Source organism: Megasphaera sp., from assembly GCF_047831605.1.
GTDB classification, from domain to species: Bacteria; Bacillota; Negativicutes; order Veillonellales; family Megasphaeraceae; genus Megasphaera; species Megasphaera intestinihominis.
In genome coordinates, this window is record NZ_CP181255.1 from 546,645 (window position 1) to 571,738 (window position 25,094).

At 50.5% G+C, this 25,094-nt stretch carries 26 protein-coding genes, 2 pseudogenes and 1 riboswitch; of the genes and pseudogenes, 10 read left to right on the forward strand and 18 right to left on the reverse strand.

The window, feature by feature from the left end:
* Positions 1–107 precede the first annotated feature (107 nt).
* From pepT to ACFWUB_RS02685, 5 genes are all read right to left on the reverse strand, one after another.
* Entirely contained in the window at positions 108–1,349 is a 1,242-nt protein-coding gene (gene pepT, locus ACFWUB_RS02665; RefSeq protein WP_020310341.1) for a peptidase T, read from the reverse strand.
* Positions 1,350–1,455: 106 nt separating this feature from the next.
* A complete protein-coding gene (locus tag ACFWUB_RS02670) occupies positions 1,456–2,049 on the reverse strand; it encodes an SAM-dependent methyltransferase (protein ID WP_416184182.1) in 594 nt (197 codons plus the stop codon).
* Positions 2,050–2,370: 321 nt separating this feature from the next.
* Complete coding sequence (locus ACFWUB_RS02675) at positions 2,371–2,610, reverse strand: hypothetical protein (protein WP_020310339.1); 240 nt, start codon at positions 2,608–2,610, stop codon at positions 2,371–2,373.
* A gap of 535 nt (positions 2,611–3,145) precedes the next feature.
* On the reverse strand, positions 3,146–3,994 hold the full coding sequence (locus ACFWUB_RS02680) for an aldo/keto reductase (protein ID WP_020310337.1): 849 nt from the start codon (positions 3,992–3,994) through the stop codon (positions 3,146–3,148).
* A 9-nt stretch (positions 3,995–4,003) separates the two neighbouring features.
* Positions 4,004–4,858, reverse strand: coding sequence for an aldo/keto reductase (locus ACFWUB_RS02685; protein ID WP_416184183.1), 855 nt, complete (start codon positions 4,856–4,858; stop codon positions 4,004–4,006).
* Positions 4,859–5,017: 159 nt separating this feature from the next.
* Here ACFWUB_RS02685 and ACFWUB_RS02690 point away from each other — a divergent pair, with 159 nt between their 5' ends.
* Positions 5,018–5,875, forward strand: a complete 858-nt coding sequence (locus ACFWUB_RS02690; protein ID WP_020310336.1) for a LysR family transcriptional regulator — start codon at positions 5,018–5,020, stop codon at positions 5,873–5,875.
* On the opposite strand, the gene ACFWUB_RS02695 is transcribed toward ACFWUB_RS02690, so the two are convergent.
* Both ACFWUB_RS02695 and ACFWUB_RS02700 read right to left on the reverse strand, forming a co-directional pair.
* Positions 5,869–6,444: a lecithin retinol acyltransferase family protein gene (locus ACFWUB_RS02695; RefSeq protein WP_416184184.1), complete on the reverse strand. Its 576-nt coding sequence runs from the start codon at positions 6,442–6,444 to the stop codon at positions 5,869–5,871. The genes ACFWUB_RS02690 and ACFWUB_RS02695 overlap by 7 nt on opposite strands.
* 276 nt (positions 6,445–6,720) lie before the next feature.
* A complete protein-coding gene (locus ACFWUB_RS02700; RefSeq protein WP_292108385.1) occupies positions 6,721–7,179 on the reverse strand; it encodes a low molecular weight protein-tyrosine-phosphatase in 459 nt (152 codons plus the stop codon).
* Positions 7,180–7,575: 396 nt separating this feature from the next.
* Between ACFWUB_RS02700 and ACFWUB_RS02705 the strand changes: the two genes are divergently transcribed.
* The 7 genes and pseudogenes from ACFWUB_RS02705 to ACFWUB_RS02735 all read left to right on the forward strand — a co-directional run bounded on the left by ACFWUB_RS02705 (position 7,576) and on the right by ACFWUB_RS02735 (position 11,904).
* A complete protein-coding gene (locus ACFWUB_RS02705) occupies positions 7,576–8,823 on the forward strand; it encodes an IS256 family transposase (protein WP_020311933.1) in 1,248 nt (415 codons plus the stop codon).
* A 116-nt stretch (positions 8,824–8,939) separates the two neighbouring features.
* The gene (locus ACFWUB_RS02710) at positions 8,940–9,437 is read left to right on the forward strand and encodes a hypothetical protein (RefSeq protein WP_416184185.1); all 498 of its coding nucleotides are present in this window, start codon (positions 8,940–8,942) and stop codon (positions 9,435–9,437) included.
* Between the two features lie 123 nt (positions 9,438–9,560).
* Positions 9,561–10,817 carry an RNA-guided endonuclease InsQ/TnpB family protein gene (locus tag ACFWUB_RS02715; RefSeq protein WP_416184186.1) on the forward strand — a complete coding sequence of 419 codons (1,257 nt, stop codon included), beginning with the start codon at positions 9,561–9,563 and terminating at the stop codon, positions 10,815–10,817.
* Positions 10,818–11,019: 202 nt separating this feature from the next.
* Positions 11,020–11,166 carry a hypothetical protein gene (locus ACFWUB_RS02720; RefSeq protein WP_416184187.1) on the forward strand — a complete coding sequence of 49 codons (147 nt, stop codon included), beginning with the start codon at positions 11,020–11,022 and terminating at the stop codon, positions 11,164–11,166.
* Positions 11,144–11,194, forward strand: a pseudogene (locus ACFWUB_RS02725) (hypothetical protein); the annotation flags it as partial. The gene ACFWUB_RS02720 and the pseudogene ACFWUB_RS02725, both read left to right, overlap by 23 nt.
* Before the next feature lie 40 nt (positions 11,195–11,234).
* The gene (locus ACFWUB_RS02730; RefSeq protein ID WP_416184405.1) at positions 11,235–11,360 is read left to right on the forward strand and encodes a hypothetical protein; all 126 of its coding nucleotides are present in this window, start codon (positions 11,235–11,237) and stop codon (positions 11,358–11,360) included.
* Positions 11,341–11,904, forward strand: a complete 564-nt coding sequence (locus tag ACFWUB_RS02735; RefSeq protein WP_416184188.1) for a class I SAM-dependent methyltransferase — start codon at positions 11,341–11,343, stop codon at positions 11,902–11,904. Before ACFWUB_RS02730 ends, ACFWUB_RS02735 begins: the two co-directional genes overlap by 20 nt.
* 131 nt (positions 11,905–12,035) lie before the next feature.
* Here the strand turns inward: ACFWUB_RS02735 and ACFWUB_RS02740 are convergent, their stop codons facing one another.
* From ACFWUB_RS02740 to ACFWUB_RS02750, 3 genes and pseudogenes are all read right to left on the reverse strand, one after another.
* Positions 12,036–12,494 carry a hypothetical protein gene (locus ACFWUB_RS02740; RefSeq protein ID WP_416184189.1) on the reverse strand — a complete coding sequence of 153 codons (459 nt, stop codon included), beginning with the start codon at positions 12,492–12,494 and terminating at the stop codon, positions 12,036–12,038.
* Between the two features lie 86 nt (positions 12,495–12,580).
* Positions 12,581–13,783 (reverse strand): IS256 family transposase, encoded by a 1,203-nt coding sequence (locus ACFWUB_RS02745; RefSeq protein ID WP_293989774.1) that lies wholly within the window; start codon positions 13,781–13,783, stop codon positions 12,581–12,583.
* 110 nt (positions 13,784–13,893) lie between these two features.
* A pseudogene (locus tag ACFWUB_RS02750) lies at positions 13,894–14,361 on the reverse strand (lactate/malate family dehydrogenase); the annotation flags it as partial.
* 231 nt (positions 14,362–14,592) lie between these two features.
* On the opposite strand from ACFWUB_RS02750, the gene ACFWUB_RS02755 reads away from it, so the two are divergent.
* Both ACFWUB_RS02755 and ACFWUB_RS02760 read left to right on the forward strand, forming a co-directional pair.
* Positions 14,593–15,942, forward strand: coding sequence for a transposase (locus ACFWUB_RS02755; protein WP_416184190.1), 1,350 nt, complete (start codon positions 14,593–14,595; stop codon positions 15,940–15,942).
* A 272-nt stretch (positions 15,943–16,214) separates the two neighbouring features.
* Positions 16,215–16,838, forward strand: a complete 624-nt coding sequence (locus tag ACFWUB_RS02760; protein ID WP_416184191.1) for a hypothetical protein — start codon at positions 16,215–16,217, stop codon at positions 16,836–16,838.
* Between the two features lie 836 nt (positions 16,839–17,674).
* Here the strand turns inward: ACFWUB_RS02760 and ACFWUB_RS02765 are convergent.
* The 8 genes from ACFWUB_RS02765 to ACFWUB_RS02800 all read right to left on the reverse strand — a co-directional run bounded on the left by ACFWUB_RS02765 (position 17,675) and on the right by ACFWUB_RS02800 (position 25,061).
* A complete protein-coding gene (locus ACFWUB_RS02765) occupies positions 17,675–17,896 on the reverse strand; it encodes a hypothetical protein (protein WP_020309919.1) in 222 nt (73 codons plus the stop codon).
* A 26-nt stretch (positions 17,897–17,922) separates the two neighbouring features.
* A complete protein-coding gene (locus ACFWUB_RS02770) occupies positions 17,923–19,407 on the reverse strand; it encodes a putative sulfate exporter family transporter (RefSeq protein WP_416184192.1) in 1,485 nt (494 codons plus the stop codon).
* A gap of 103 nt (positions 19,408–19,510) precedes the next feature.
* Positions 19,511–19,613: riboswitch (SAM riboswitch) on the reverse strand.
* 147 nt (positions 19,614–19,760) lie between these two features.
* Positions 19,761–20,210 (reverse strand): PPC domain-containing DNA-binding protein, encoded by a 450-nt coding sequence (locus ACFWUB_RS02775; protein ID WP_292282402.1) that lies wholly within the window; start codon positions 20,208–20,210, stop codon positions 19,761–19,763.
* 224 nt (positions 20,211–20,434) lie between these two features.
* A complete protein-coding gene (locus tag ACFWUB_RS02780) occupies positions 20,435–20,761 on the reverse strand; it encodes a hypothetical protein (RefSeq protein ID WP_020309916.1) in 327 nt (108 codons plus the stop codon).
* A gap of 921 nt (positions 20,762–21,682) precedes the next feature.
* Complete coding sequence (gene guaA / locus ACFWUB_RS02785) at positions 21,683–23,218, reverse strand: glutamine-hydrolyzing GMP synthase (RefSeq protein ID WP_020309915.1); 1,536 nt, start codon at positions 23,216–23,218, stop codon at positions 21,683–21,685.
* 104 nt (positions 23,219–23,322) lie between these two features.
* On the reverse strand, positions 23,323–23,841 hold the full coding sequence (locus ACFWUB_RS02790; protein WP_020309914.1) for a CBS domain-containing protein: 519 nt from the start codon (positions 23,839–23,841) through the stop codon (positions 23,323–23,325).
* A gap of 19 nt (positions 23,842–23,860) precedes the next feature.
* Positions 23,861–24,331, reverse strand: a complete 471-nt coding sequence (locus ACFWUB_RS02795) for a CBS domain-containing protein (protein ID WP_292262568.1) — start codon at positions 24,329–24,331, stop codon at positions 23,861–23,863.
* A 343-nt stretch (positions 24,332–24,674) separates the two neighbouring features.
* Entirely contained in the window at positions 24,675–25,061 is a 387-nt protein-coding gene (locus ACFWUB_RS02800; RefSeq protein ID WP_020309912.1) for a RidA family protein, read from the reverse strand.
* Positions 25,062–25,094 lie beyond the last annotated feature (33 nt).

The window sequence follows — 25,094 nt, forward strand, 5'->3', positions numbered from 1 at the left end:
ATGCATTACGTATACACCATCATATCAGGCGGGCCGCCCTTTGGGACGGCCCCTACGAAGGTCTTGTCTTCTCACAGGTTGTTCATCGTTGCAGGACCATCCGGCGCCTACGGACGTTTAGCTGCCCGCTTGGCGATTTCGATGACCGTTTCGCAGGCCTTGACCAGCGACGGAATGGGCAGGTATTCATAGCGGCCGTGGAAGTTGGCGCCGCCAGTGAACAGGTTCGGGCACGGCAGGCCGCGGAAAGAGAGCTGGGCCCCGTCCGTACCGCCGCGGATAGGAGCGACCTGCGGCGTGACGCCGACTGCTTCCATGGCTTCTTTGGCCAAGTCGACGACATCCATATGGCCGTCTTCGATTTTTTCCAGCATATTATAATAGACATCATACGGCGTGACGACAACGGTCCCATCGCCGTATTTTTCATTGAAGAAATCGGCCATCTGCTGCAGCAGGGCCTTGCGCCGTTCAAAACGCTGGCGGTCGTGGTCGCGGACGAGCATGTGCATCGTGCACGTTTCGACGTCGCCATTCAGTTTATAGACGTGGAAGAAGCCTTCATGGCCTTCGGTGTATTCCGGTTTTTCCCCGGCCGGCAGGAGCTGCTGCCATTCTGCGGCAATCGACAATGCGTTGACCATCTTTCCTTTGGCGTCGCCTGTATGGACGCTGCGGCCATGGAAGGTGATGACCGGGTTGGCAGCATTGAAGTTTTCATATTCCAGACCGCCCAGTTCGCCGCCGTCGACAGTATAGGCAAAGTCGGCAGCAAACTGCTTCACATCGAACAAAGCCGCACTGCGCCCCGTTTCTTCATCAGGCGTGAAGCCGATGCGGATCATCCCGTGAGCGATGTCCGGGTGCTGGATGAGGTATTCCATAGCGCTGACGATAGCCGTGATGCCCGCTTTATCGTCGGCCCCGAGGAGGGTCGTCCCATCCGTAAAAAGGATGTCCTGGCCTTTGTATTTCAGGACTTCCGGAAAAGCCTTCGTCGAAAAGACGATGCCCCTTGCTTCGTTGAGGACGACATCCTTGCCGTCATAATCAGTGACCCGGACGGGCTTGATGTCCTTCCCCGATGCATCGGGACTGGTATCGACATGAGAAATGAAGCCGACGACCGGGCCTTCTGCCCCGTTGGCCGGCAGCGTGGCCATGATATATCCGTGTTCATCCAAGGTGACATCAGACAAGCCGATTGCCTTCAGTTCCTCTGCCAAGGCCTTGGCAAAGACCAGCTGTCCCGGTGTACTCGGGCAGACGGCATCATTGTCTTCATCGGACTGGGTATCAAAAGAAACATACTTCAAAAAACGCTGTACAACGTGTTCCGTGTCTATCATAGTAATCATTCTCCTTCTTTAAGAATCGTTAATTCAATTTTATGCCGTTATCGGCAATTTATCAATCGTTTAACTTGAATATTTTCATAAGATAAATTGCCGATAATCAGTCACGCAGCCGCAGGACCAGGATTTTTTCCCGGTCATCGTCCTCATCGAACAGGTCCCGGCAGTCGATGACGTCTTCAACGACGAGGTTGGGATGATGCGTCAGGAAAGCTTCTGTTTCTTCATAAGGATAATAGAAAAACAGGCGCATCGGCCGCGGCGCCTGGTAATGGGCGTCGAAAAGTTTCCCCAGGACCCGCTTCAGCGTGTGCAGGGCAAAGGGGTTGAAGAAAAAGAAACGATTCCCCTGCGGCGGGACCTCGTACTCCACGGCATCGGCCAAGACGAAAGTCACGCGCCGCCGGGACGCCGCCGTCTGTCCATTGGCCAGGGCTTTTTCCCACAGCCGCTGGTCGTATTCCACACCGATGGCCTGACAGCGCGTCTGATAAGCCAGGAAGAAGCTGACCCGTCCTTTGCCGCTGCCGTAATCGATGAGCGTATCCCTCTTGCCAATATAGCCGCTGTTGGCCAATCGTTCGAGGACGCCGTAATCCGTCGGCTCATAAGGATGGTGCTCCCCATCGGAATGGCTGTCGTCGCGGCCAGCCGTTTTGATATGCAATAACTGTTCCCATTCCCGTTCATCCATCGTTATGCCCTCCATGATTATATGATACCTTATTATACTCGCTTCCAGGGGATAGAAAAAGGCGCTGTCCCATGAAGACAGCGCCTTTTTCTGTAGGGGCGCCACGTGGGGCGCCCGTTCACTCAAATCCGGTTCACAAGTATCGCACAATACCTGACGGGCTCGCCACGTGCGAGCCCCTACAAGCTGCCAGACCATTTCCCGCATAAAAAAGGCTGCCATACAACGACAAGCCCTTTTAAGTGGTTAGTGGCTAGCAACTAGTGGCTAAAGATTAGCAGATGGCTTTAAAGATTTGTTCTGCAAACTACAAACTCCGTATTACAAACTATAAAGAGAAAGGGACTGCACACGATGGCAGAAGCCTTCGTGCGACAGCCCCATTAAAACTATACCATAGTAGAAGGCAAATACGAATTCAGCTCTGGTCTGTTCTTCCGGATCCGTAGCGTTGTTCTTATTGTCTTTCCACTTAGAAGCAAAGCTCTGGTAGACGTTGAACTGAGCGTTCTTCGCAAAGACGTAGCTGCCGCCGACGCCCCACGATTTGATGTTATGCAAGTTTTGTCTTCATCATGAGAAATTCCTCCTTATTTTCACAATAGTGAACCGCAGGATTCCCAAAATGCCGCTGCAGGCGAGTGGTCCTAGTTTCCTCTCTCAGCGCCAGTCCGGGACAGACATCCTGCACAGCCTACGTTTGTCTGCATGGCCAGTATACGAAAAAGGCTTTAGCCTGTCAAAAGACGAAGAAACGGCGTACCTGCGCCATCTATCGTCCTATTTTACACAAATCAGACAAGAGTTTTTCACAATGAAGACACAATTTTTACACAGCTTCTTACGCAGTACTTACGCAAAATTAACACAATATTTATGCACCTTCCTTATACTTATGAGGGAGTCGTAGCTCGTGGTTAGTGACTCGTGACTAGTAAAAAGAGGCTGTCGCATTAAGACAGCCCCTTTTTGAGTTTTAAGTTTGTAGTTTTTAGTTTGCAGCAAATGGTAAAAAATTTAAAATCAGCTTCTACAAACTATAAAGTAAAAGGAACCTCGCATGATGGTAGAAGCCTTCGTGCACCAGCCCTTCTTCTTACTCGTGAATCGTCATTTTACCGATGGCCATGGCAATATGCGGGTCCATTTCGTCATAGATGGTACTCTTGCCCGTATCCAGCATGCGGATGGCCTTCATGTCTTCCTCATCGAGGGTAAAGTCGAAGACATCGATGTTTTCCTGCATCCGCGCTTTATGGACCGTCTTGGGGATGACGACGATATCCCGCTGGAGCAGCCAGCGCAGCATGACCTGACCGACGGTCTTGCCGTGTTTGTCAGCGATGTCCCTCAAAAGCTGCGTATGGAAGACATCGTTGTTCCCTTCAGCAAAGGGCGCCCATGCTTCCTGCTGGATGCCCAGTTCTTTCATGAGGCCTTCTTCAGCCCATTTCTGGTCCCATACGTTGGTTTCAATCTGATTGACAGCCGGCGTGATGGTATTCATGTTGGCCAGGTCTGCCAGCCGTTCGTTCCAGAAACTGGTAACGCCGATGGCCCGGATACGGCCTTCCTGATAGAGCCGTTCCATGGCCCGCCAGGCCCCATAGTAATCGCCATAGGGCTTGTGGATCAAATAGAGATCCAAATAATCCAGGCCTAATTTTTTCATCGACACGTCGAAGGCCTTCAGGGTCGCATCATAGCCATGGTCCTGGACCCATAATTTCGTCGTGATGAATAACTCTTCCCGGCGGATGCCGCTCTGACGCACGGCATCACCGACACCTTCTTCATTTCTGTAAGACGCAGCCGTATCGATGAGGCGGTATCCCGTTTCCAAGGCTTCACTGACGGCTTTTTCCGTTTCAGCCGATGCCGTCTGATAGACACCAAATCCTAATTTCGGCATGATGACGCCATTATTCAAGGTTACAAATTCCATGATTTCCTCCTATTTCTCTTCAAAGGGCAGATGCATATTGGCATAGCGTTCTTCTAAATCCGGTGTTGCCGTGTAGTACTGGCGCGTCCCGTTCAGCCCGTTGACAACGGCCATTTCTTCATCAGTCAGGGCAAAATCGAAGATGTCGAAATTGCTGCGCAGATGGTCCGGATTCTTCGTGCCGGGGATGGTGATGAACTGCCGCTGGACAGCCCAGCGCAGGATAATCTGTGCCGTACTCTTGTGATACTTGTCGGCCAATGCCGTAAAGATTGGGTCGCGGAGCAGTTCCGGGTCGCCATGCCCCAATGGATACCAGCCCATGGGCTTCGTACCGTATTCAGCCAGGCGGGCCATGATATCATCGTAGACGTGGTACGGGTGCGTTTCCAGCTGGATGACATGGGGCTTGACATCGGCATGGGCCAGGAGTTTTTCCAGTTTGTCGCCATGGAAATTGGAAATCCCCAGGGAACGGGCCTTGCCGTCGCGATAGGCCTGTTCGATAGCCGCATACCCGGCCAGATAATTGCCTGCCGGCTGATGGATGAACAGCAGATCGACATAGTCGACGCCCAGCCGTTCCAGGGTCTTATCGACAGCTCCTGCCTTTTCATACAGCGTCGGCCACAACTTCGTCGAAATGAAAATATCTTCCCGTTTGACCAGACCTTCTTCCAAAGCCCGGCGCAATCCCCTGCCGACAGCTTCTTCGTTGACGTAGGCATTGGCCGTGTCGATGAGGCGGTAACCCATCTTCAAGGCAGCATAAACGGATTTCTCCGTATCTTCCGGGCCGATCATGAAGGTCCCCAGGCCTAACAACGGGACCTGCACGTCGTTGCTCAATGTCGTATATTCCATGGTATAATCTCCTTTCAGACTCTGTTTATATGATATAGTGTGTAATAGGTATTTCCTGTCTACATCTCGCATTTTACAACAGCTTTCAAAAGATGTACAATGCCAACAGGGGAATTCACTATCCACTTTTTATATACTGAAGCAGAGAAAGGAGCCACTATGATAGAAACGAACCTGCTTGCACAATTTGTCGCCTTCGCCAAGGCCGGCACCCTGACCCGGGCAGCCCAGGACCTGCACACGTCTCAGCCGGCACTGACGCGCTCTATGAAAAAACTGGAAGAAGAGCTGGAGGTCCCCTTGTTCGTGCGCCACAAAAACCACCTGGAACTGACACAGACCGGCCGTTATGCTGTCTATTACGCCCAACGCGTCCTCCAGGAAAACCAGGATTTCTGCGACCGCATCCGCAGCTATGACCGCAGCCTGCATACCCTCTCCATCGGCTACTGTGCACCGGTCCCGCAAATGGTGCTGACGCCCTTGCTGAACGGGATTTTCCAGGGCATGACCTTATCGGCCGACATGAAGGACGATGTCTCCTTCCCGGAAGGCCTGCGCCGCCAGACCTATCAGCTGGCCGTCATGCATGCCCGGCCAGACGGCGACGAGTTCTTCGTCAAGAAATGCGGCAGCGAAAAACTTTATCTCTCGGTCCGCGCATCGGACCCCCTGGCCTTTTATCCGGAAGTCCGCCTGCAGGACCTGGATGGCCGGGCCATCCTGCTCTTTTCTCATATCGGCTTCTGGATGAAAATGACCCGGGAAAAGACACCGCACGCCCGCTATTTGCTGCAAGTCCAGCGGGATGCATTCCATGAGCTGACGGAGCACTCGGACTACCCCTGCTTTTCGTCCAGCTATTTCCTCGGACAGGGACAAAAAATCCCGGGCCGCATCAACATCTCCCTGGCGGACCCGGAATGTCAGACAGACTATTACCTAGTCTGCCTGAAAAGTGAACAGAAACGTTATGAAAAACTCTTCCAGCAAATCGACGACCGGACTATCTACTGATGGGATTCCAGGTCCCGGCGCAGTTTATCCAGGACCTGGGCCGTCAAATCGTGCCAGGCATCCTGGAGCCACTGGTCCCGCTGCGCTTCGTCGCCGATACATTCCAGGGCCTTGGGGATGGCCTCGCCGAAGAGGATATCTTCCGTCTGACGGCTGCGGTAGACGCCGAGCTTACAGGCATTGGCAAAGTGTTCACAGTTATGGAAGAGCAGGTCGTATTTTTTATTGCCCAGGCAGGCACGGGCAAAGGCAATCGTCTCGGGTACAGAACAGAGCTGTGCCTGTTCTTCCGGCGTATACTGACGCACTTCTACGTCACCGCCCTGGCGGAACTCATCGAACGACGTCGACCGGATTTCCGTATCCCACCAGTCGATGGGATTGAAGTCATCATCTCCGGCAAAGGCGATGACTTCATCGTCACTGACATAGATGCCGTGATGGTAATACAAGCCTCCCAGCCGGCGCACGCGGATATGGTCGCCCATAATCGGTGCCTGCCGGGCCCAATGTTCCGACGCCCCGTCGTCCTGCAATAAGGATAAAATCGAATTCAAATTAATGGCCATCGTCGTCACTCCCTACAAAATTGCCTAACTCTTACCAGGCTGTCACCATTCTTTTACATAATGCCATTATAGTAATAACTGTAAACGAAGTCAGCTATCCCCGGCGGCAACCCACCGGCCCGTTACCGAACCCCTCTGCCAGGATGGCCTCCCGACCAGAATCGGAGAGGTTCGCCGTACTGTCCACCGGCCAGCGTGCCGCTAAACTTGGTATCATAGAATCAGAAAAAACCCCGGAGACCTCCCGCTCCGGGGCTTTTTCTATACCGGCAGCCCCTACAGGAAGGTCAGCAGTCCCTGACAGCCCTCCTGGACATCGTCCCAGGTCCGCTGGAAATCCCGCGTATACCACGGGTCGGCTACAGGACGGGGATTTTCCGTATAATCCATGAGAAGATGGCACTTCTGGTCCGGGTCGCCATGGAAGATGCGCTTCATGTCCCGCAGGTTCTCGTCATCCATGCCGATGAAATAATCGTAAACTGCATAATCGCCAGCCATCAGCAGCACGGCCCGCTTATCACTGGGGTCCATACCGTGTGCCCGGAGCAGCCGTTCCACTGGCGGATAGACCGGATTGCCATAGCCGTTCCAGATTTCCTCATCCGTCGTAGCCGCCGATGCCACGTCGAACCGTTCTGCCAGCCCGGCCTGCTCGGCCATCTGCCGGAACACAAACTCCGCCATGGGCGACCGGCAGATATTGCCATGGCAGATAAATAGTATCTTGATCATAAAGGTGAAACTCCTTCCATACTGCAAATTACCTGTAGAAAACTATTCTTTTTTATTGTAACAGAAAGCAGTGATTTTTGCCCCGTTTTCTATGAATATGACGCTTCCCATTTTCAGGTCCCTGTGGATTCTCAGTATACACAGGAATCGTCAGTTTGTAATTTCAAGTAAATTTCTTTACATTTTCCTCATTTACCGTTACAATAGCAGTACGTCTTTCAATAATCAGGAGAGATTAAAGATGATTACGTTTATAAGTGATGCCTTATTTGTCTTATATATTTTTGCTTTTTTGTGGCGGCAATTGGGAGTGTAAAATAGTTTGTGTAAATCGGTATTGCATGAATCTACTTTATGCCCCATACTGGGGTAAACAAAGATAAGGACGGTAACAGAATGGCAAAGTGTAAAACTCCACCAACTACCCCAGGCGAGCAGATTGCTCAGCAAATCCTCAACAACTACGACATCAAGAGCGCGGAAGACGTACAGGACGTCCTGAAGCAGATTTTTGGCCCCATTTTTGAGTCCATGCTCAAAGGTGAGATGGAAAATCATCTCGGCCATAAGAAGCATGAGCGCTCCGAAGACGGTGACAATGTCCGGAACGGCTATTCATCCAAGACGCTCAAGACCTCTCTGGGCGAGGTTCCTATCCGCGTCCCTAGGGATCGCCAGAGTACGTTTGAACCGCAGATCATCAAGAAGCACCAGCGCGACGTTTCGTCCATCGAGGGCAAGGTACTGGCGATGTATGCCCGTGGCATGAGCCAACGCGACATCGCTGCAACCATCGAAGACATCTACGGCTTCCAGATGTCACATGAACAGATCTCCACCATCACAGGCTGCGTCATGGAAGAGGTCGAGGCATGGCGGAATCGTCCGCTCCAGTCGTTCTATCCATTTGCTTTCGTCGACTGCATCTACGTATCGCTGCGCACGGAGTATGGCGTCCAGCAGGTGGCCGTCTATGTCATGCTTGCCTATGACGTCAACGGCTGCAAGGATGTCCTTGGCCTCTGGATCAACGAGACGGAGAGCAAGCATGCCTGGATGCAGATCTTCGACGAGCTGCGGGCTCGCGGCGTTAAGGATCTTGGCATCCTGTCCATGGATGGCGTGAGCGGATTGGAGGAAGGCGCCAAGGCTGTATTCCCGCATGCCACGGTTCAGCGCTGCATCGTACACCTCATCCGCAATTCCATCCGCTACATCCCACGCAAGCAGTGGAGTGCATTCACGAAGCAGCTGAAGCTCATCTATGGTGCCATCAACGTCAAGCAGGCCCGTCAGGAATTCGAGAAGTTCAAGACCGACTGGCAGGCTTATCCAGGCGCGGTCAGCGTATGGGAAAACAATTTCTCACACGTCGAGCAGCTCTATAACTATGGCAGTGCCGTGCGCAAGATCATGTACACGACCAATGCCATCGAGAGCGTCAACTCTAGCTTCCGCAAGGTGACCAAGAAAGGCGCTTTCCCCAACGAGGATGCAGTCTTCAAGATTTTCTACCTACGCATCCAAGAGCTCTATAAAAAATGGAAGGGTCGTCACGTCGCAAACTGGGCGATGGTCCGGAACCAGCTGCTCATGGACGACAGGATGTCTCAGCTTATGCAGCAATACGATGTTGCTTATTGAATCGATTTACACAAAACTCTTGACACACCCCGGCAATTTCCTTTTATAAATACATCCGGACAAAGAAAGGGAGAAGAAAAAATATAGCAATTATACTAATAGGAGTTGTATATTTAATGTTCTATTCTGATGACTCCATACTAGTAGAACCGATTCAATGTAATCGTATAGCAGTATCAGATGCAGAAGGATTATCAGAAAAAGAAATTGTTAATAAAATATTAATTCGTGAATTTGACCATTATAAATCTGAAAGATTGTTCACTAAAAATAAAATTTTTGATTATACAATTAATAGAATTGACGGGCCAATAAAAATCAGGGACAGTGATGGAATGGATAAGAATTATTATGATATATCCTATTCAGTGAAAACCATAGATCCAGCATGGATTGCCGGTAATGGAAAAAATGAAGGCTTATGGGTAAATAATAAATCGGGATTTTTTATTTTAAATCCCGACCTCTCCCACCACCGTGCGTACCGTTCAGTACACAATGTTTCTCTAGTTTTTACAAATTTGCGCATAATAGTCCAGCAAGGTGATGTATCCTTGCCGGGCTATTTTTTTATTTATCCCAGTTTTGCCAGAAGACCCCTTCCTCTTAGGTAGGGGATGAATGGCAATGGATTTCGCAGGTTCGATGCCTGCGAAATCCCCCCTATGTCTTTTCTGTCTTAGCCTTTTCACCTTGGCTAGGGTATAATGAAAGATGACAGAGGAGGTGAATCCCAGATGTACTTGACGCAATCGAATGTCATCCGTGGCTTGGCGAAACAAGACTATACGATGCTCCGGGAAATGTGCCAATACAGCAATAACCTGTACAATGTAGCGGTCTATACGATTCGGCAGCATTACTTCGATACCCGGCAATTCTTGCGGTACGAAGAAAATTACCCCATCTGCAAGGAAAATGAAAACTATGGCTTGTTACAGGCCGGTGTCGCCCAGCAGATATTGAAGATGGCCGACCGCAGTTTTCGTTCTTTTTTCGGGCTTTTGCAGAAAGTCAAGTCAGGTGACTATGGTTCAAAGGCTGTCCGCCTGCCACACTATCGTGAAAAAGGTGGTCTCTTCAGTCTCATCTTGTCCACGAACGCCATTACCATTAAGAATGGCTTCTTAACAGTGCCGATGAGCCGTGAATATATGAAACGCCATAATGGCCATCGGATTCGGATTCCTGTTCCCGACAGGCTGAAGGATAAGACGATTCAGGAAATCCGCATCTGTCCCATGTATGGTGGACGGTATTTCAAGATTCAGTATGGCTACTTACAGGAACCAGAGCCGGTGAAAACCTCGCCAGAACGTATCCTGGCTATCGACTTAGGCCTGGACAATCTGGCCGCCTGCGTTACCAATACGGGGACGTCGTTCCTCATGGACGGTCGTAAACTTAAATCTATCAACCAGTATTGGAACAAACGCAAAGCCAGACTCCAAAGCATTGCCGCCAAACAGGGCCGGAAGACGACGAACCAGCTCTGTCAGTTAGCGAAGAAACGCAATTTCCGGATGCAGGACATCCTTCGCAAGACAGCCCGTTACATTGTTAATTTCTGCATTGACTATCAGATAGGGACCCTTGTCTGTGGATATAATCGCGATTTCAAACGAGGACTAAAGCTGGGCAAAGTGATGAATCAGCATTTCACCCAAATCAATTTGAGCTATCTGCGCAGTACCTTGAAACAGCTGTGTGAACGCTACGGGATAACCTATCTGGAACAGGAAGAATCGTATACCTCTCAGGCCAGCTGTCTGGACTTGGATGATATTCCCGTATACCAGCCGGATGCCCCCTATACAGGAACGTTCAGTGGACAACGAATCCGGCGCGGCCTGTACCGTTTCGCCAACGGCAGGACGGCCAATGCCGACATCAACGGCGCCGCCAACATACTCCGTAAAAGTAAGCAGAACTTCGATTTCGAGGGACTGTGTAAGGGGCTTTTGGACAGCCCTTTGAGAATAAGGCTATCCTGATTTCAGGAGGAAACTTAAACAAGCAACCTTCTCAAGAATCTCCCGCTTCTATAAGCGGGAGAGGTTCAATATCGAATTATGTTATAAAACCAACATACTTGTCTCCCCTGCCATGCTATACTCATCCAGAAAGACGAAGAAAACAATAAAGAATGCCTGTAATGACCGTATCATGAACAGGCAACAGAAAGGGGCAGACCTCATGAAAAATATAGAATGGAAAGATAAAGTGGCAAGTTTTAAAAAAATTGATGTGCGCGGCATCGCCGGTAATTTCCTTGATGGGCTGAAAAAAACAGGCAGCCAAGCTTCCCGTCGGCGAAGGGATGGAAGTCATTCAAAGTTTTGAACCAATCCCCCTCTATGAGATCATGGAAATGCTGGGATATGAGCATTATACAGAAAAAACAGCAGAACATGAATATCACGCTTATTTCTATCGGACCGAGGAAAAAGGGAACGTGGAAGATGCGCCAGAACGGCCGGCAATCCGGCCAGACCGACCGGGGAAGCGGGGCAGCAGATGCTGGCGCGCATGAATGAGAGCCATGCCGCCCTTACGGCATGGGGCCTGTCCCATTTCCATTGGCGCGGCGATGAAACGGTCCTGGACATCGGCTGCGGCGGCGGAGCCAATCTCCATCGCATGAGCGCCCACATCACGACGGGCCATCTGACTGGCGTGGACTATTCAGCGACGTCGGTCCAGACCTCACGCCAGACGAATGCTGACGATATAGCTGCCGGAAAAATGACAGTCTGCGAAGGTTCTGTCGAAGCCCTGCCCTTTACCGACCAAACCTTTGACAAAATCACGACCGTCGAAAGTTTCTATTTCTGGCCCAATCCGCCGGAAAACCTGAAGGAAGTCCATCGCGTCCTGAAACCAGGCGGCACGTTCCTGCTCATCGCCGAAATCTACGGCCACGACGGCCTCAGCGCTGACGTCCGGGAAAACATCGAACGCTACCACCTCTATAACCCGACGCCGGAAACCTTTGAAACCATTTTCCATGATGCCGGCTTCTCCTCCGTCCAGGTCCACATCGAAAAAGACCACCGCTGGATCTGCGTCGAAGGGCGGTAAAAAAAGAGGCTGTCGCGTTAAGACAGCCTCTTTTTGAGTATTAAGTTTGCAGTTTGTAGCAAATATTTTCAAATTTAAAGCCCTCTTCTACAAACTACAAACTCCGTACTACAAACTCCGTACTACAAACTTTATTTCCAAAATTCTTTGGCTTTAGCGATGTTGGCGCGAATCGTAGCGCAGCAGGCTTTGAAGTCCTTCATTTCCTGTTCCGGCAGGTTATATTCGATGACTTCTTCGATGCCATTGGCGCCGATGACCGACGGGACACCGCAGAAGATGCCCGTTTCGCCGTATTCACCATCTAAAGGCGCGCTGGCTGCCATGATTTTCCGTTCATCCCGCAGGACGGCCCGGACCATGGTAGCTGCCGTCATACTGATGCCGTATTCCATGCAGTGCTTGCCAGAATAGGTGACCCAGCCGGCATGGATGGTTTCATCCTGGACGCGGGCCTTATCGAAGACATAGGCCGGATTCTGTTCCAGTTCTGCCAGGGATTTACCGCCGAACTTGATGAGCGACCAGGGGACGATCTGGGAATTGCCGTGTTCCCCCATCATGTAGGCTGAGAAGGAATGATGATCCAAGCCGGTCTGCTGGGAAATGGCACTGACCAGGCGGTAGTGTCAAGATTCTTTCGCAAATTCATTTCATCCGCCAGTAAATATCGTAATCAGATATATGGATTTTCCTCGTCATTTGGCTGCTCAATTTCCATCTTGAATAGATGCTCCATATCCATATAGCGTTTTGAGCCCCATTCCGAGGCGGCAACATGACGAAGTCTGGCACAGACGAGCATCAAAGCACTGTTGCCGTCAGGAAAGGCACCAATGGCCCGTGTACGGCGGCGTATCTCGCGATTCACCCGTTCTGTTAGGTTATTCGTGCGGATCCGGCTCCAGTGTTCTGTTGGGAAATCCATATAGGTCAAGGTTTCGCCCACGCTGTCCTCGACTTTCTTGGCTGCGGATAAAAGCTTCATTTCACGGAGCTTGGCGGCAATGGAGACCGCCTTTTCCTGTGCAGCTTCCTTGCTCTCCTGCGCGTGGATTGCCTTGAGCATTAAGGTAACCTGCTTCATCTTAGTCTTTGGCGTCACTGTGAAGACGTTCCGGTAAAAATGGACCGTGCAGCGTTGGTATTTGGCTTCAGGAAAGACTACAGGGATGCTTTCCAGCATGCCAAGGCATTTATCGCCGATAATGAGACGCACGCCTGCAAGGCCACGGCCTTTGAGCCAGGTGAAGAAGTTCAACCAGCTTTCCCTGTCTTCTTTCATGCCTTCTGCTGCTCCGAGAATCTCACGGAACCCGTCTTTATTGACGCCAATAGCGACTAAAACGGAGACATTTTGAATCTCGCCACCCCAGCAGCGCTTGAGGTAAATGCCGTCGACGTAAACATACGGATATTCCCCCGTTAAAGGACGCTGACGCCATTCCTCGATGTGCTTGTATGCCTTCTGGTTGAGATTGCTGATGGTGCCAGAGGAGACCTTTGTGCCCCAAAGCAATTCGGTAATATCTTCGACACGGCGCACGGATACGCCGGCCAGGTACATCTCAATAAGGGCTTCCTCGACAGAGCATTCACGGCGTTTATAGCGCTCGATGATGGCCGTCTCAAACTGGATGCCCTTGAGCTTCGGCACGCGTAATCTGACTTCGCCGGAAGTCGTGCCAAAATTCCGCTCGTAATGACCGGAACGGTAGCCCTTACGGTCTCCCGTTCGCTCATACTTGCCAGCGCGGACGAGTTCATCCGCCTCGTGGTCGAGCAGGGCGTTCAGTGTTTCCTCTACACTGTTGCGTACAAGATCCTTTAAATTATTCTTTATAAGATCCTCATTAAGTTGTATAATATTACCAGACATGGTCTATTGCCTCCTTACGAATTTTGTGTGGTAACTTAATTGTACTAGCGGCAATAGACTATGTCTATTTTTTATGAAATTGAATTTGCGAAATATATTTTACCTTATCCCAGGCGCGCGCTGTCCAGCCCCGTGCCGGTACCGAAAACATGACCTTTCGGAAGGCCGCTCTTCTTAGCGATGAGGTCCGTAATGACGTCACAAGGGTTGGTGATATTGATGATGATGCCCTGGAAGCCGCCGGCCATGACCTTGGGGATATAATCAGCGACCTGAGGCACAGTGAAATGCATTTCATCGTCGCGGTTCCCCGATGCGCAGAGCGTAATGTCGCCGATAGCATTGACGATGACGTCGCAGTCTGCCAATTCTTCATAGCTGGCAATCGTGTAATTGACACGATGAGGCATGAACATGACGGCATCCATCATATCCTGCCGTTCACTGACCAGTTTTTCCGACTTCACGTCGCATAACTTGACTTCATCGGCAATCCCGAGGACCCCTAAATTAAAAGCTACATGAGCCCCGACATGACCTAAGCCGATGACCCCTACCACACGTTTCTTAAAAGCCATACAAAACGCCTCCTGTTCACTATAGCATATAGAAAAAGTCTATTTATATATTATATCAAAAAAACACCCTCTTTGTCCGTTGTAATTACAACAATCCCTAGGCTCTCAATTTTACCTATTTATTTCATACTTTACAGCAGTTTACAACTTTTTGAACAAATAAATATCGCGTAACCACACTTTGAAGTATAATGAATCTGCTAAAACACATCATCTCAAAGGAGTTACGCGATGAATTCATTATACCTCGAAAATTCGATTATTGGTAGTCTGTTTCGTTTCTTTTCTCCATATTTTTCTACGGCGACACGGCCAACGCGATTCCTACTGACCTGGTTGGTCATCGCTCAGGTAGCCTTGCAGGCCTTCCCATCTCTTCGCTTTCTTCATCGGAATTTTTTGTCCCAGGTGACGCATCGCTGCTTAAATAGTTATTACCGGGCGCTTCAGAACGAAACGGTGACGAGCCATTCTCTCCGCCTGCAAACAGCACAATTGGCTTGCAGCCTGATTCCGGCGGCCTTACAGAATGAACCGGTCTTTCTCAGTGTCGATGATACGACGGTACCGAAATTCGGCAAGAAGTTCGATGCTGTTTCTCTGTTGCATGACCATGCCTGCCATACAGGCAAGCCTTACGTAAACGGTCATTGCTTCGTCAGTTTGACACTGAGTGTCCCTGTCCTGAACCAGCATGAAGGAAAAGCTCCGCTTATCCGCTATCTGGCGGTTCCCGTAGGGTACCGGATGTGGACGAAAGAGCAGACCAAACTTGAATTAGCTGGTGACCTCATCGAGGAGGTGATGCCCTTACTGAAAGACCGGCAGGTACTGTTGCTCTTTGACAGTTGGTACGCTAAAAGCTCGCTGATAGAACGGGCTTTGCAGTATCCCGGACTGGACATCATCTGTAATGTCCGCAGTGATTCGGCAATGTATGAACTACCGCCATTGCCTAACGGCAAGCCGGGACGCCCGAAAAAACGAGGAAAGCGGCTTCATCTGGATGATTTCAACTTGTCCTGGGATATGGATGGCATGCAGGTCGGCCATCGGATTGTTTTGACCCATATCTGCGGGAATCGCCGTATCCATGCTTATGTCAGCTACACTACATCTGGCTCCCGGCGGCTTTTCTTCAGCACCCTGAATCCCAGTGACCTGCATATGAGCTGCGCCTGGCAGGAACGAAAGATCCTACGGGACGCACCGGCAGAAGGCATGGACTATTATCCTTTGAAGCTGTACAAGCTGCGTTGGGCCATCGAAACCAACTACTATGAGCAGAAGGCCTTCTGGTCGCTGAATGCCTACCGGATTCGCCGCCAAAATGGTATTGAACATAGGGTGAACCTGGTAAACCTCGTTCACAGCAGCCTGAAAATGCTGCCGTATCTGGACAAGCATTTTGCAAAGTACCAAAACGCCAGTCCACAAGAGCTGCGAAGCCATATAAGCTGGCAAATACAGCGTGAAATATTTTTAGGCACTTTGGTCTCTAAAGCCCAAACCGCAAAAAATCCAACGGACTTAGTGCAGGCCTTGTGTAAACTGGTTTCGTCAACTTCCGAGGTAGCGTAAAAGTTGTAAAGTGCTGTCATACTTTATACAAATCCAAAAAAATCCGGGCCTATAATGCAGTATGTAAAAATGTCAACTACGGTACAGGAGGCCAGGAATCATGACAAGCCCAAGCCGTCCAAAGCCCCCGCTGGGACGCTACGGTCCGCCAGGGAATCAACGACTTCATCGCGGCTTACGGCAAAGATTCGCCGAACTACGATAAAAACAATCATCCCTATGCCGTCTTCGATTTCGACAATACGACATCCATCCTCGACGTAGGCGAACAGTTGGAAGTCTGGCAGCTCGATCATCTGCAATTCGCCGTCCCGCCGACACAGATGAAGTCCGTCCTCATGACGGGGATCCCAGCTGATAAATTAGACGCCATCCGCGCAGCCGTTTCCTATTTCAAAGTCCCTGGCGTCAAAGATGTCCTGGCCATGACCAACAAAGTAGACGCCAATGGCCGTTACCTCAATCAGTACGATTACGACCTCCATCCCCAGACCCAGGGCGTCGGTAAAGCCGAAACACTGGCAAAAATCCTGGTACCGAAATACAAAGGCCACGGCCCCAGCTTCACGGCTATGGATTCCCAGGGGGATTTCAACTTCTGCACCGAATTCAAAGACACGAAAGAAGTCTTGGTCATCAACCGGACGCGCACCGATGACGCTGCCCTCTGCGCCGGCATTGCAGCTTACCAGAAAAAACACGGCATCGACCTCGCCGCAGCCAACAAAAATGGCGACAGCCTCTTCCTGATCCAGGGCCGTAACGAAAACAAAGGCGAATTCTGGAACGACGACAAGACCCTTCTCTTAGGCAAAAAGACGCATCCTACCTGTCCGATAAAGCCACCAAAGCCGAAACAGAACTCGAACAAGGAAAAACCATCGTCCAAGTATTGAAAGACAATACGAAATTAAAAGACAAATATCAGGGATATAAGACGCGGTAAAATCTGATTATCTCCTCAAAAAAAGGACTAGCACATGATATGGTCGAAACCTTCATGCGCTAGTCCTTTTAACTTTGATAGAGGCCTGACGGCCGGGCGTAAAGTCGTTCATCGAATTTTGGGGCCGACGGCCCCGCCGGTCGCAGACCGCAGTTCGCAGGCCGCCTCAGAGTCAAATGCCGCCTTGCGGCAACATATTTAGAATAACGACATCGCCTCGAGTGACCCTCGGCTCGTAAAAAATGCCCCGTCTGGGACCTTCGTTCATTTCTATCGCCTGATTGCGATTCCGTAGGGGACGTCCCAAAGGGCGTACCGCCGCGACTTGTGTGAATAGCCGGTGCCATGACAGATGCTCGTGGCTCGTAAAAGCCTGCCATTATACTCAGATGGGCTGTGATGAAATCTCGCAACGGGCCGCACAAGGCTCCCTTTATAGGGGAGCTGGCCGCCAAAGGCGGTCTGAGAGGTTAAAGGTCGGCCCCTATGAATGCCCCGATTGGGGCTATTTTTGCAATCTGCTACCTGCGACCAGCGCGCTTCGTTTATTTCATGAGTTTATCACGGCATAGCCGCAGCTGAATCCGAGGAAAGCAAAAAGAGGCTGTCGCATTAAGATAGCCTCTTTTTGAGTATTAAGTTTGCAGTTTTTAGTTTTTAGTGAATGGTTTTAAATTTAAAGCTATTTTCTACAAACTACAAGCTTCGTACTACAAACTTTAAAGAGAAAGGGGCTTCGCATGATGGCAGAAACCTTCGTGCGACAGCCCTTTTCCATAATAAGCCTCAGCCGAAGACTTCAAAGATGACGATGAACAAGGCCATCAGTCCCAGGCCCAATCCCAGGGAATAGGCACAGAGTTTTTTTTCGATGGGCTGCAAGGGGAAATATTCGTCTGCATCCCGTTCGAGCTGTCCCGTATGGGTCGCAGCGTCTGTCGGGGTTACGGTTTGGTTGTAGTAATATTCGTCAGCCGTCGATGCGGCAGAAGTGATTCGCGATGCCATAGCAATTAATCCTTTCTATGATGAAGTTATAATGTCGGCGGAACAATGCCGTGATAGAAGATGTAAGAAATGAACAGGCCGACCCAGATGATGAAGCCGACGAGGGCTACGGCATAGACGCCGATGACACGGCCCAGGCCGGATTTCCAGAGCTTGCGGACATTCGTGACCAGGCCGATAGAGAAGAAGCAGAGGCCAAAGAAGACGGCCCGCAGGAGGTTAGCCTGTCCGGCGCCGGCTTTCGCAGCGTCGACGATGCCCGGCTGCAGCCAGCCAGCTGCAAAAATGACGACCAGGGCCAGGACGAAACCGATGATGAATTTCGGGAAGCGTTCCCAGATTTCCCGTTTGGAAACCTTGCCAGCCCCGGATGCGACGGCTGCCCGCGGGTCATTGAGATGGTAAATGGACCAGACGATAGCCAAGATGAAGGACCAGACGCCGATGAAAACGTCGATGAAGACCTTGGACGTCGTCGCAGCCATGAGGATCCAGCCTTCCTGGTAATTGACGCCGAATTGCTGGAGCGCACTGTTGCGGATGAGCGTATCTGCGATTGCCCCGGATGCGACGGCACCGCCATCACTCTTGATGACCAGGCCCAGCCAGGACCCGGCGACCATCGGTTCACTGGGCAGGAAATAAGCAGCTGCAAAGGGCAGGATGAGCAATTCTACGGCAACGAAGACGATGATGACCGATGCCAGGATAGTCGGGATGATCTGGCGCGCCTTGATGGCACTGCCCGTAGCAATCGCTGCGGCGACACCACAGATGGAAATGCCCGACGCCATGGGAGCTGCCCATTCCGGCGTGAATTTAAAGAATTTCCGGGCCACGAAATAGACGATAGGCCAGTAAATCAGGTAGGCTTCGACGACGGCGCACATGCCGCGGACGATGACCGTACCGGCCAGCCCCAGGGCACTGATGGCCTGGATGCCGATATTCATGCCCAAAATGACGATGCCCGTCTTGATGTACCATTCCGGTTTGGCAGCATCAGATAAGAAACGCGTCACTTTCGGGAAAAAATTACCGATGACCAGCCCGGCCAGCAGGGCAATGACAAAGCCCAATTCGCCAAGACTCAAGGACCAGCCGATGTTAAAAGCTTCCCGCTTATTCGGCGTCGCTGCCAGATAAGCATAATTGCCGATGACCGTCGCCGCCATGGTGATCCAGTAAATCACGGTATAACCGGCGACGAATTTCTTGACCTTCGTCCCCATGAAATACGCACCGATAGACGTTACGACCAGGGTAAATACATACGTCGCCACTAACGACCCGATACTGCCGAGCCAGGCAAACCCTTTCGACCCCGGCCCGACCGCCTTGGACGGGTCGATCCAGACACCGAACTTAGCAGCCCAGCCGAGCAAATCGATGTGCCAGATCTGTCCGGCACCGAGGACGACGATAAATAATCCGAGCCATACGGCCCACCAGTCTTCGCTTCGCAACAGGCCCGACCGGTTGACGGCCTGTGCAGATACTTCGTTACTCATACGAACACCCCTTTTACAAAATAAATAAAGACGTGCCGATGACAAAGCCATAAAAAAAGCGCGCCATCAGCTACAGATGACGCGCAAAATCCCTTCCATTTCTCGCTCATCTGCCGGGAAAACTCCCGCTGGAATTGGCACCTTCCGTCCCCACGGAGGTTGCCGCAGCATCATAGGGCCAGTCCCTCAACTGCTCTGGATGATTGATATTCATTCATCAAACATATAAAATGTTTACCCAAATAGTACACTATTAGGTATGTTCTGTCAATCCTTTCATTTGAAAATAAAGTATAAAGTGAAAAGATCCTCAGAAGTGCCGACCAATCGGGAGATACAAGACAGTGGCCAGCTTAATCCGTTTCTGGCCCGAAATCCCAAAAGCCGGTCCCCGTTTCTGGGTCATATTTCCGCCGAATCCGTCCTTCTATAACGGGGCGCAATTCGATTTCTGCCGTGTACAGTACCTCTATCGATTTGATGTGCCCTGCCGCAACATGATGTTCCCCATCCTGTTTATAAGAAAAAGCAGCGTGAGTATGATGAAAATAAGTTCCATCATCATCGCTGACGATATTGCCTGTCAACGAAACCAGCTCCAGCATCCCCTTCAGCTCTTGAACTTCAAAACTGCCCGTTTCTGGGATGAACGTCTGTATTTCTGCCGAACGGCACCCGCCGATGCCCGAAAAAATGGCCGATGCAATCTGTTCTTTCTGACAGATTCCCAGAATCGTGCTGATGATTTCATCCCCCTTATCCATCCGGATATAATAAGTTTCACCAAATTTGCGATAATCCATACGTCATGCCTCCTGTAATATCATAACCTACTGCCACTGTAAGACCGGCACCAGAAAAGAGACTTGTTAGTTCGTTTGTAGAGTACCCTCTCTATTGATCCATATAGGCTGTAATCGAAACGATTTTACCATTCTCCACACCAAAGCTCAATCCACACATTCCCGAAGGATGAGTGAAAATAAGTAATTTCTTCATAATAACGCCCTTCCCGTTTCACAAGCGCTTACAATTTTCCAAGAGTCTTCAACGCATAGAAACCACAGCTAGCCAATTGTTCCATGTGAGATTGTTGTTGCAAGCCGAATTCCCATTGATGCCACTGGTCTTCGCTTTCAAGTTTCCAAAAACCTAAGTCCGAATGAGGCCTATTGTCATAAACAAAAGTATACGCCGTACCGTCATCATCAATAACGTTGATTGCTGAACGGCTATAAGATTGAACCATCCCAAGATTAACAGCAGAGCTTTCATCTGCATAAAAGGCAAACACTGTATTTCCTATCAATAAAGTTCCAGTAAGTAGCAACATACTTACAATTCGTTTCATCATATGCCTCATCCTCCTTAAAAAGACTTACCTCTCAATCTCAATATATGCTATATAGATTCTACAAAAAACTTATAAAGTCCTGCAAAGGAAATTTGTAAATTCAGAATTAATGACACATCATGTGATTCGTGATTCATAAAGACCTGCCATTATATCAGAACAGGCTACGGTAAAATCTCACAGCGGGCCGCCCTGTCCGGGTCGGCGCCTACGCACAAGGCCGTTGGCCGTGTATATTTTGTATCCGGTGAACGTTGTTTCCATTTATCGCCTGGCTGCGATTCTGTAGGGGGCGTCCTGATAAAGGCGGACAGCTACAGCTGTCCGTTTTGGCAACCGTCCTGCGCCTTCTTATGGTCGGCGCCTGACGGGCCAAAAAGGCCGCGTGAATTTTGTGCATAGCCGGAATTTATAACGAATGGCACATGGTCGTAATACAATCATAAGTTCGTCGCGGCGAAGCCGCATCGTAGGGGCTCACACGTGGTGAGCCCGCGTGAATCCTGTACGTAGCCGTAATTTATGACGAGTGGCACATGTTCGTAATACGATTTGAGTATCTCGCGGCGAAGCCGCATATGAAACCGAGGAAAAACACGCAGCTCGGTGTTCGTGATTCGTAAAGGCTCTCCATAATGTCAGAACAAGGTGTTGTTAAATATCGCAGCAGGCCGCCCTGTCCGGGTCGGCTCCTACGCACAAGGCCGTTGGCCGTGTATATTTTTACATTGCAAATCTACTCGGCTTTTGTAACCGCTTTTGTTTTATACGTATAAAAATGCACATTTTTTGTTCGAGAAATTTGGCAAAAATAGGCCCTAAAAAAGGTTTTTTAAATTTTTCTGGTACACTTTTGGAACTTTTGAAAAAAAGAAAGCCTCACAAACGGCTTGGTTAAGCGATTTGTGAGGCAATTTGCAACTATTCCCATTCAATCGTTGCGGGTGGTTTACTGGTGATGTCGTACACGATGCGGTTGATGTGGTCTACTTCGTTTACGATGCGGCTGGAAATTTTATCGAGGACGTCGTATGGGATACGCGCCCAGTCAGCCGTCATGAAGTCGGTCGTGGTGACGCCGCGCAGGGCCAAGGTGTAGTCATAGGTACGGAAGTCGCCCATGACGCCGACAGAGTGGTTATTGGTCAGGACGGCGAAGTACTGGTTGATATCGCGCTGCATGCCGGCATTGGTGATTTCTTCGCGGAAGATGGCATCGGCATCGCGGAGGATGGCCAGTTTTTCTTTGGTGATTTCACCCATGACGCGGATAGCCAGGCCCGGTCCCGGGAAAGGCTGGCGCCATACGAGGTATTCTGGCAAGCCCAGTTCGGCACCGAGTTCGCGGACTTCGTCTTTGAAGAGGTTGCGGAGCGGTTCGATGAGGCCTTTGAAATCGACGACAGCCGGAAGTCCGCCTACGTTGTGATGGCTCTTGATGACGGCTGCATCGCCGGCACCGGATTCAATGACGTCGGGATAAATGGTCCCCTGGGCCAGGAAATCGACGGAACCGATTTTACGGCCTTCATCTTCAAAGACGCGGATGAATTCTTCGCCGATGATTTTCCGTTTCCGTTCAGGGTCGCTGACGCCTTCGAGTTTCTTCAGGAAGCGTTCCGACGCATCGACGCGGATGAAGTTCATGCCGCTGTCCTTGAAGGCCGCTTCGACTTCGTCGCCTTCGTTCTTGCGGAGCAGGCCGTGGTCGACGAAGATACAGGTCAGCTGGCTGCCGACGGCTTTGGAGATGAGGGCTGCTGCGACAGAGCTGTCGACGCCGCCGGAAAGGGCCAGGACGACTTTGCCGTCGCCGACGGTTTCTTTGATATTGGCAATAGCCGTCTTGGCATAGTTGGCCATAGTCCACGAACCGGTGCAGCCGCAGACTTCAAAGAGGAAGTTATGGAGCATTTCCTTGCCGTGTTCCGTATGGAGCACTTCCGGATGGTACTGCATGGCATAGAGCTTCTTAGCCGGGTTCTGCATGGCAGCGACCGGGCAGTTGGCCGTGTGGGCTACGATTTCAAAGCCTTCCGGGATGGAAGCGACGTAGTCCTGATGGCTCATCCAGACGATTTCTTTTTCCTGCAGGCCTTTGAACAAAGGCGAAGCCGTATTGACATCGATTTCGGTCTTGCCGAATTCGCGCATGTCGGCGTGTTTGACTTCGCCGCCTAAGGTCTGGGCCATGAACTGCATGCCATAGCAGAGGCCGAGGACGGGGATGCCGAGATGGAAGACTTCTTCTTCGATCTTCGGCGCATTATCTTCATAGACGCTGCCAGGACCACCGGTAAAGATGATGCCCTGGGGCTGAAGTTCTTTAATCTTTGCAACTGCTTTGTGATACGGGTATACTTCACAGTATACGTGGTTTTCACGGACGCGCCGTGCAATGAGCTGGTTATACTGACCACCAAAATCGACAACGATGACGAGTTCTTTGGTATCCATTAAGTGCCTCCTCGTGAAATACTTTCTGCGGCAGCGGCCGCTGCCTAAATCATTCGATTATAATATTATAGCACACGAGGCAGAGAGTGACTAGTCACAAAGGTCTAATACTTCCATTCCCGGTACAAATCTTTGAGGATGCAGGCCCGGGTGATCATGCCGACGACGCGCTTGTTGTCCACGACAGGAAGAACCTTCAAGTGTTCCAGGATCATGACGGCTGCGACCTGTTCGACATCGGCCTTGGGCGTCGCGATCATGACGTTCTTGGTCATCAATTTTTCGCAGGGCTGATCCAGGAGGTTCTTGAATTCCTTGGCGTATTTGCCGACGCGGCTGGTATAAATTTTGGTGCCGATGAAGGGCAGGCGCGGAATGTGTGGCTTCGAACTGCGGTACATGAGGTCGGCGCTGGAAATGAGGCCGATGAGGTGGTCTTCTTCATCGACGACGGGCACAGCCAGCAGGCGATGCTTGATGAAGATGCGGAAGACGTCGCGGATGGGAATATCCGGTGTCACCGAGACGAAAACCTTTTCCATGACATCTTTGACGCGGACGACAGGGCGTTCCGCTTCCTTGTCTTCGCCCGGTCCCGGACCTTTATTGATGTTTTCAGCCATTGTCTATTCCCCCTTTCCCCTAGTCGTCGCCGTATTCACGGTACAATTCATCGAGGATGTTGCCGCGGGTGACGATGCCGACGATGTGCTTTTCTTTAACAATAGGAATGACCTTCAGATGTTCGGCCACCATGACGCCGGCGATCTGTTCGACTTCCGCATCCGGTGCGGCAATGATGACGTCTTTGGTCATCATATCTTTCGCCGTGCAGGCCATGAGTTTCTTGAATCCCTTGTCGTATTCGCTGATGCCGTTATAATAAATGCTGGCTCCCAAAAGATTGACATAGTGAGGGACATGAGGTTTGACCTTCTTGTAGAGCAAATCCGCATCGGTGACGATGCCGGCGAGCTCATCTTTTTCATTGATGATGGGAATGGCCGTAATGTGGTTCTTGACGAACATGTTGACCAAATCGAAGACCGACGTTTCCGGCGTTGCCGTAACGAAATTCTTTTCCATAATATCCGATGCCGTACGTTTAGACATAGTTATCACTCCTTTTCCTTATATTATAAGTATTAGACATGAGACCCCCGATTTCCTGCTTGGGAGGTAAAAAAAGCGCTGTCGCATGAAGACAGCGCTTTTTTACGTTGGTCGTAGGTCGTTCATCGTTTGTCGTACGGGATGAAAAATATCAACCTATCACGATGAATGATGAACTACGAACGAAAAAATTTTAAGTCTAAAGGATTTTGCATGATAGCAGAAGCCTTCATGCGACAGTCCCTTTTAGTTGTTAGTGGTTAGCGGATGGTTTTAAATTTAAGGCACAGCGGGCCGCCCTACGAACAACGAGCCACGAATCACGAGCCACTATAAATCCAGCTTATTTCCCGCAATAGGCGATGACTTCGACTTCTACGAAGACGTCTTTCGGGAGGCGGCTGATTTCGACGCACGAACGGGCCGGCAGGTTCTTCTGGAAGTATTTGCCATAGACTTCGTTGACGGCGCCGAAGAAGTTGATGTCCGTCAGGTAAACCGTCGTCTTGACGACATCATCGTAAGAGAGACCGGCTTCTTCGAGGATAGCGCCGACGTTCTTCATGCACTGTTCAGCCTGTTCGACGACACCGCCGGAAACGATCTTGCCTTTTTCCGGGTTGATGGCAATCTGACCGGATGCGAAGAGGAAATCACCGGCTTTGATAGCCTGGGAATACGGGCCTACTGCGCCCGGAGCTTTGGTCGTGCTGATAACATTAACTGCCATGATAGATGCATCTCCTTAATTTTAATCTAACTG

Bases quoted from the DNA above. Each gene is read 5' to 3' on its own strand.
- pepT (WP_020310341.1), bottom strand. From the start codon at position 1,349: ATGATAGACACGGAACACGTTGTACAGCGTTTTTTGAAGTATGTTTCT.
- ACFWUB_RS02670 (WP_416184182.1), bottom strand. From the start codon at position 2,049: ATGGATGAACGGGAATGGGAACAGTTATTGCATATCAAAACGGCTGGC.
- ACFWUB_RS02680 (WP_020310337.1), bottom strand. From the start codon at position 3,994: ATGGAATTTGTAACCTTGAATAATGGCGTCATCATGCCGAAATTAGGA.
- ACFWUB_RS02685 (WP_416184183.1), bottom strand. From the start codon at position 4,858: ATGGAATATACGACATTGAGCAACGACGTGCAGGTCCCGTTGTTAGGC.
- ACFWUB_RS02690 (WP_020310336.1), top strand. From the start codon at position 5,018: ATGATAGAAACGAACCTGCTTGCACAATTTGTCGCCTTCGCCAAGGCC.
- ACFWUB_RS02695 (WP_416184184.1), bottom strand. From the start codon at position 6,444: ATGGCCATTAATTTGAATTCGATTTTATCCTTATTGCAGGACGACGGG.
- ACFWUB_RS02700 (WP_292108385.1), bottom strand. From the start codon at position 7,179: ATGATCAAGATACTATTTATCTGCCATGGCAATATCTGCCGGTCGCCC.
- ACFWUB_RS02705 (WP_020311933.1), top strand. From the start codon at position 7,576: ATGGCAAAGTGTAAAACTCCACCAACTACCCCAGGCGAGCAGATTGCT.
- ACFWUB_RS02710 (WP_416184185.1), top strand. From the start codon at position 8,940: ATGTTCTATTCTGATGACTCCATACTAGTAGAACCGATTCAATGTAAT.
- ACFWUB_RS02715 (WP_416184186.1), top strand. From the start codon at position 9,561: ATGTACTTGACGCAATCGAATGTCATCCGTGGCTTGGCGAAACAAGAC.
- ACFWUB_RS02720 (WP_416184187.1), top strand. From the start codon at position 11,020: ATGAAAAATATAGAATGGAAAGATAAAGTGGCAAGTTTTAAAAAAATT.
- ACFWUB_RS02730 (WP_416184405.1), top strand. From the start codon at position 11,235: ATGAATATCACGCTTATTTCTATCGGACCGAGGAAAAAGGGAACGTGG.
- ACFWUB_RS02735 (WP_416184188.1), top strand. From the start codon at position 11,341: ATGCTGGCGCGCATGAATGAGAGCCATGCCGCCCTTACGGCATGGGGC.
- ACFWUB_RS02745 (WP_293989774.1), bottom strand. From the start codon at position 13,783: ATGTCTGGTAATATTATACAACTTAATGAGGATCTTATAAAGAATAAT.
- ACFWUB_RS02755 (WP_416184190.1), top strand. From the start codon at position 14,593: ATGAATTCATTATACCTCGAAAATTCGATTATTGGTAGTCTGTTTCGT.
- ACFWUB_RS02765 (WP_020309919.1), bottom strand. From the start codon at position 17,896: ATGGCATCGCGAATCACTTCTGCCGCATCGACGGCTGACGAATATTAC.
- ACFWUB_RS02770 (WP_416184192.1), bottom strand. From the start codon at position 19,407: ATGAGTAACGAAGTATCTGCACAGGCCGTCAACCGGTCGGGCCTGTTG.
- ACFWUB_RS02775 (WP_292282402.1), bottom strand. From the start codon at position 20,210: ATGGATTATCGCAAATTTGGTGAAACTTATTATATCCGGATGGATAAG.
- ACFWUB_RS02780 (WP_020309916.1), bottom strand. From the start codon at position 20,761: ATGATGAAACGAATTGTAAGTATGTTGCTACTTACTGGAACTTTATTG.
- guaA (WP_020309915.1), bottom strand. From the start codon at position 23,218: ATGGATACCAAAGAACTCGTCATCGTTGTCGATTTTGGTGGTCAGTAT.
- ACFWUB_RS02790 (WP_020309914.1), bottom strand. From the start codon at position 23,841: ATGGCTGAAAACATCAATAAAGGTCCGGGACCGGGCGAAGACAAGGAA.
- ACFWUB_RS02795 (WP_292262568.1), bottom strand. From the start codon at position 24,331: ATGTCTAAACGTACGGCATCGGATATTATGGAAAAGAATTTCGTTACG.
- ACFWUB_RS02800 (WP_020309912.1), bottom strand. From the start codon at position 25,061: ATGGCAGTTAATGTTATCAGCACGACCAAAGCTCCGGGCGCAGTAGGC.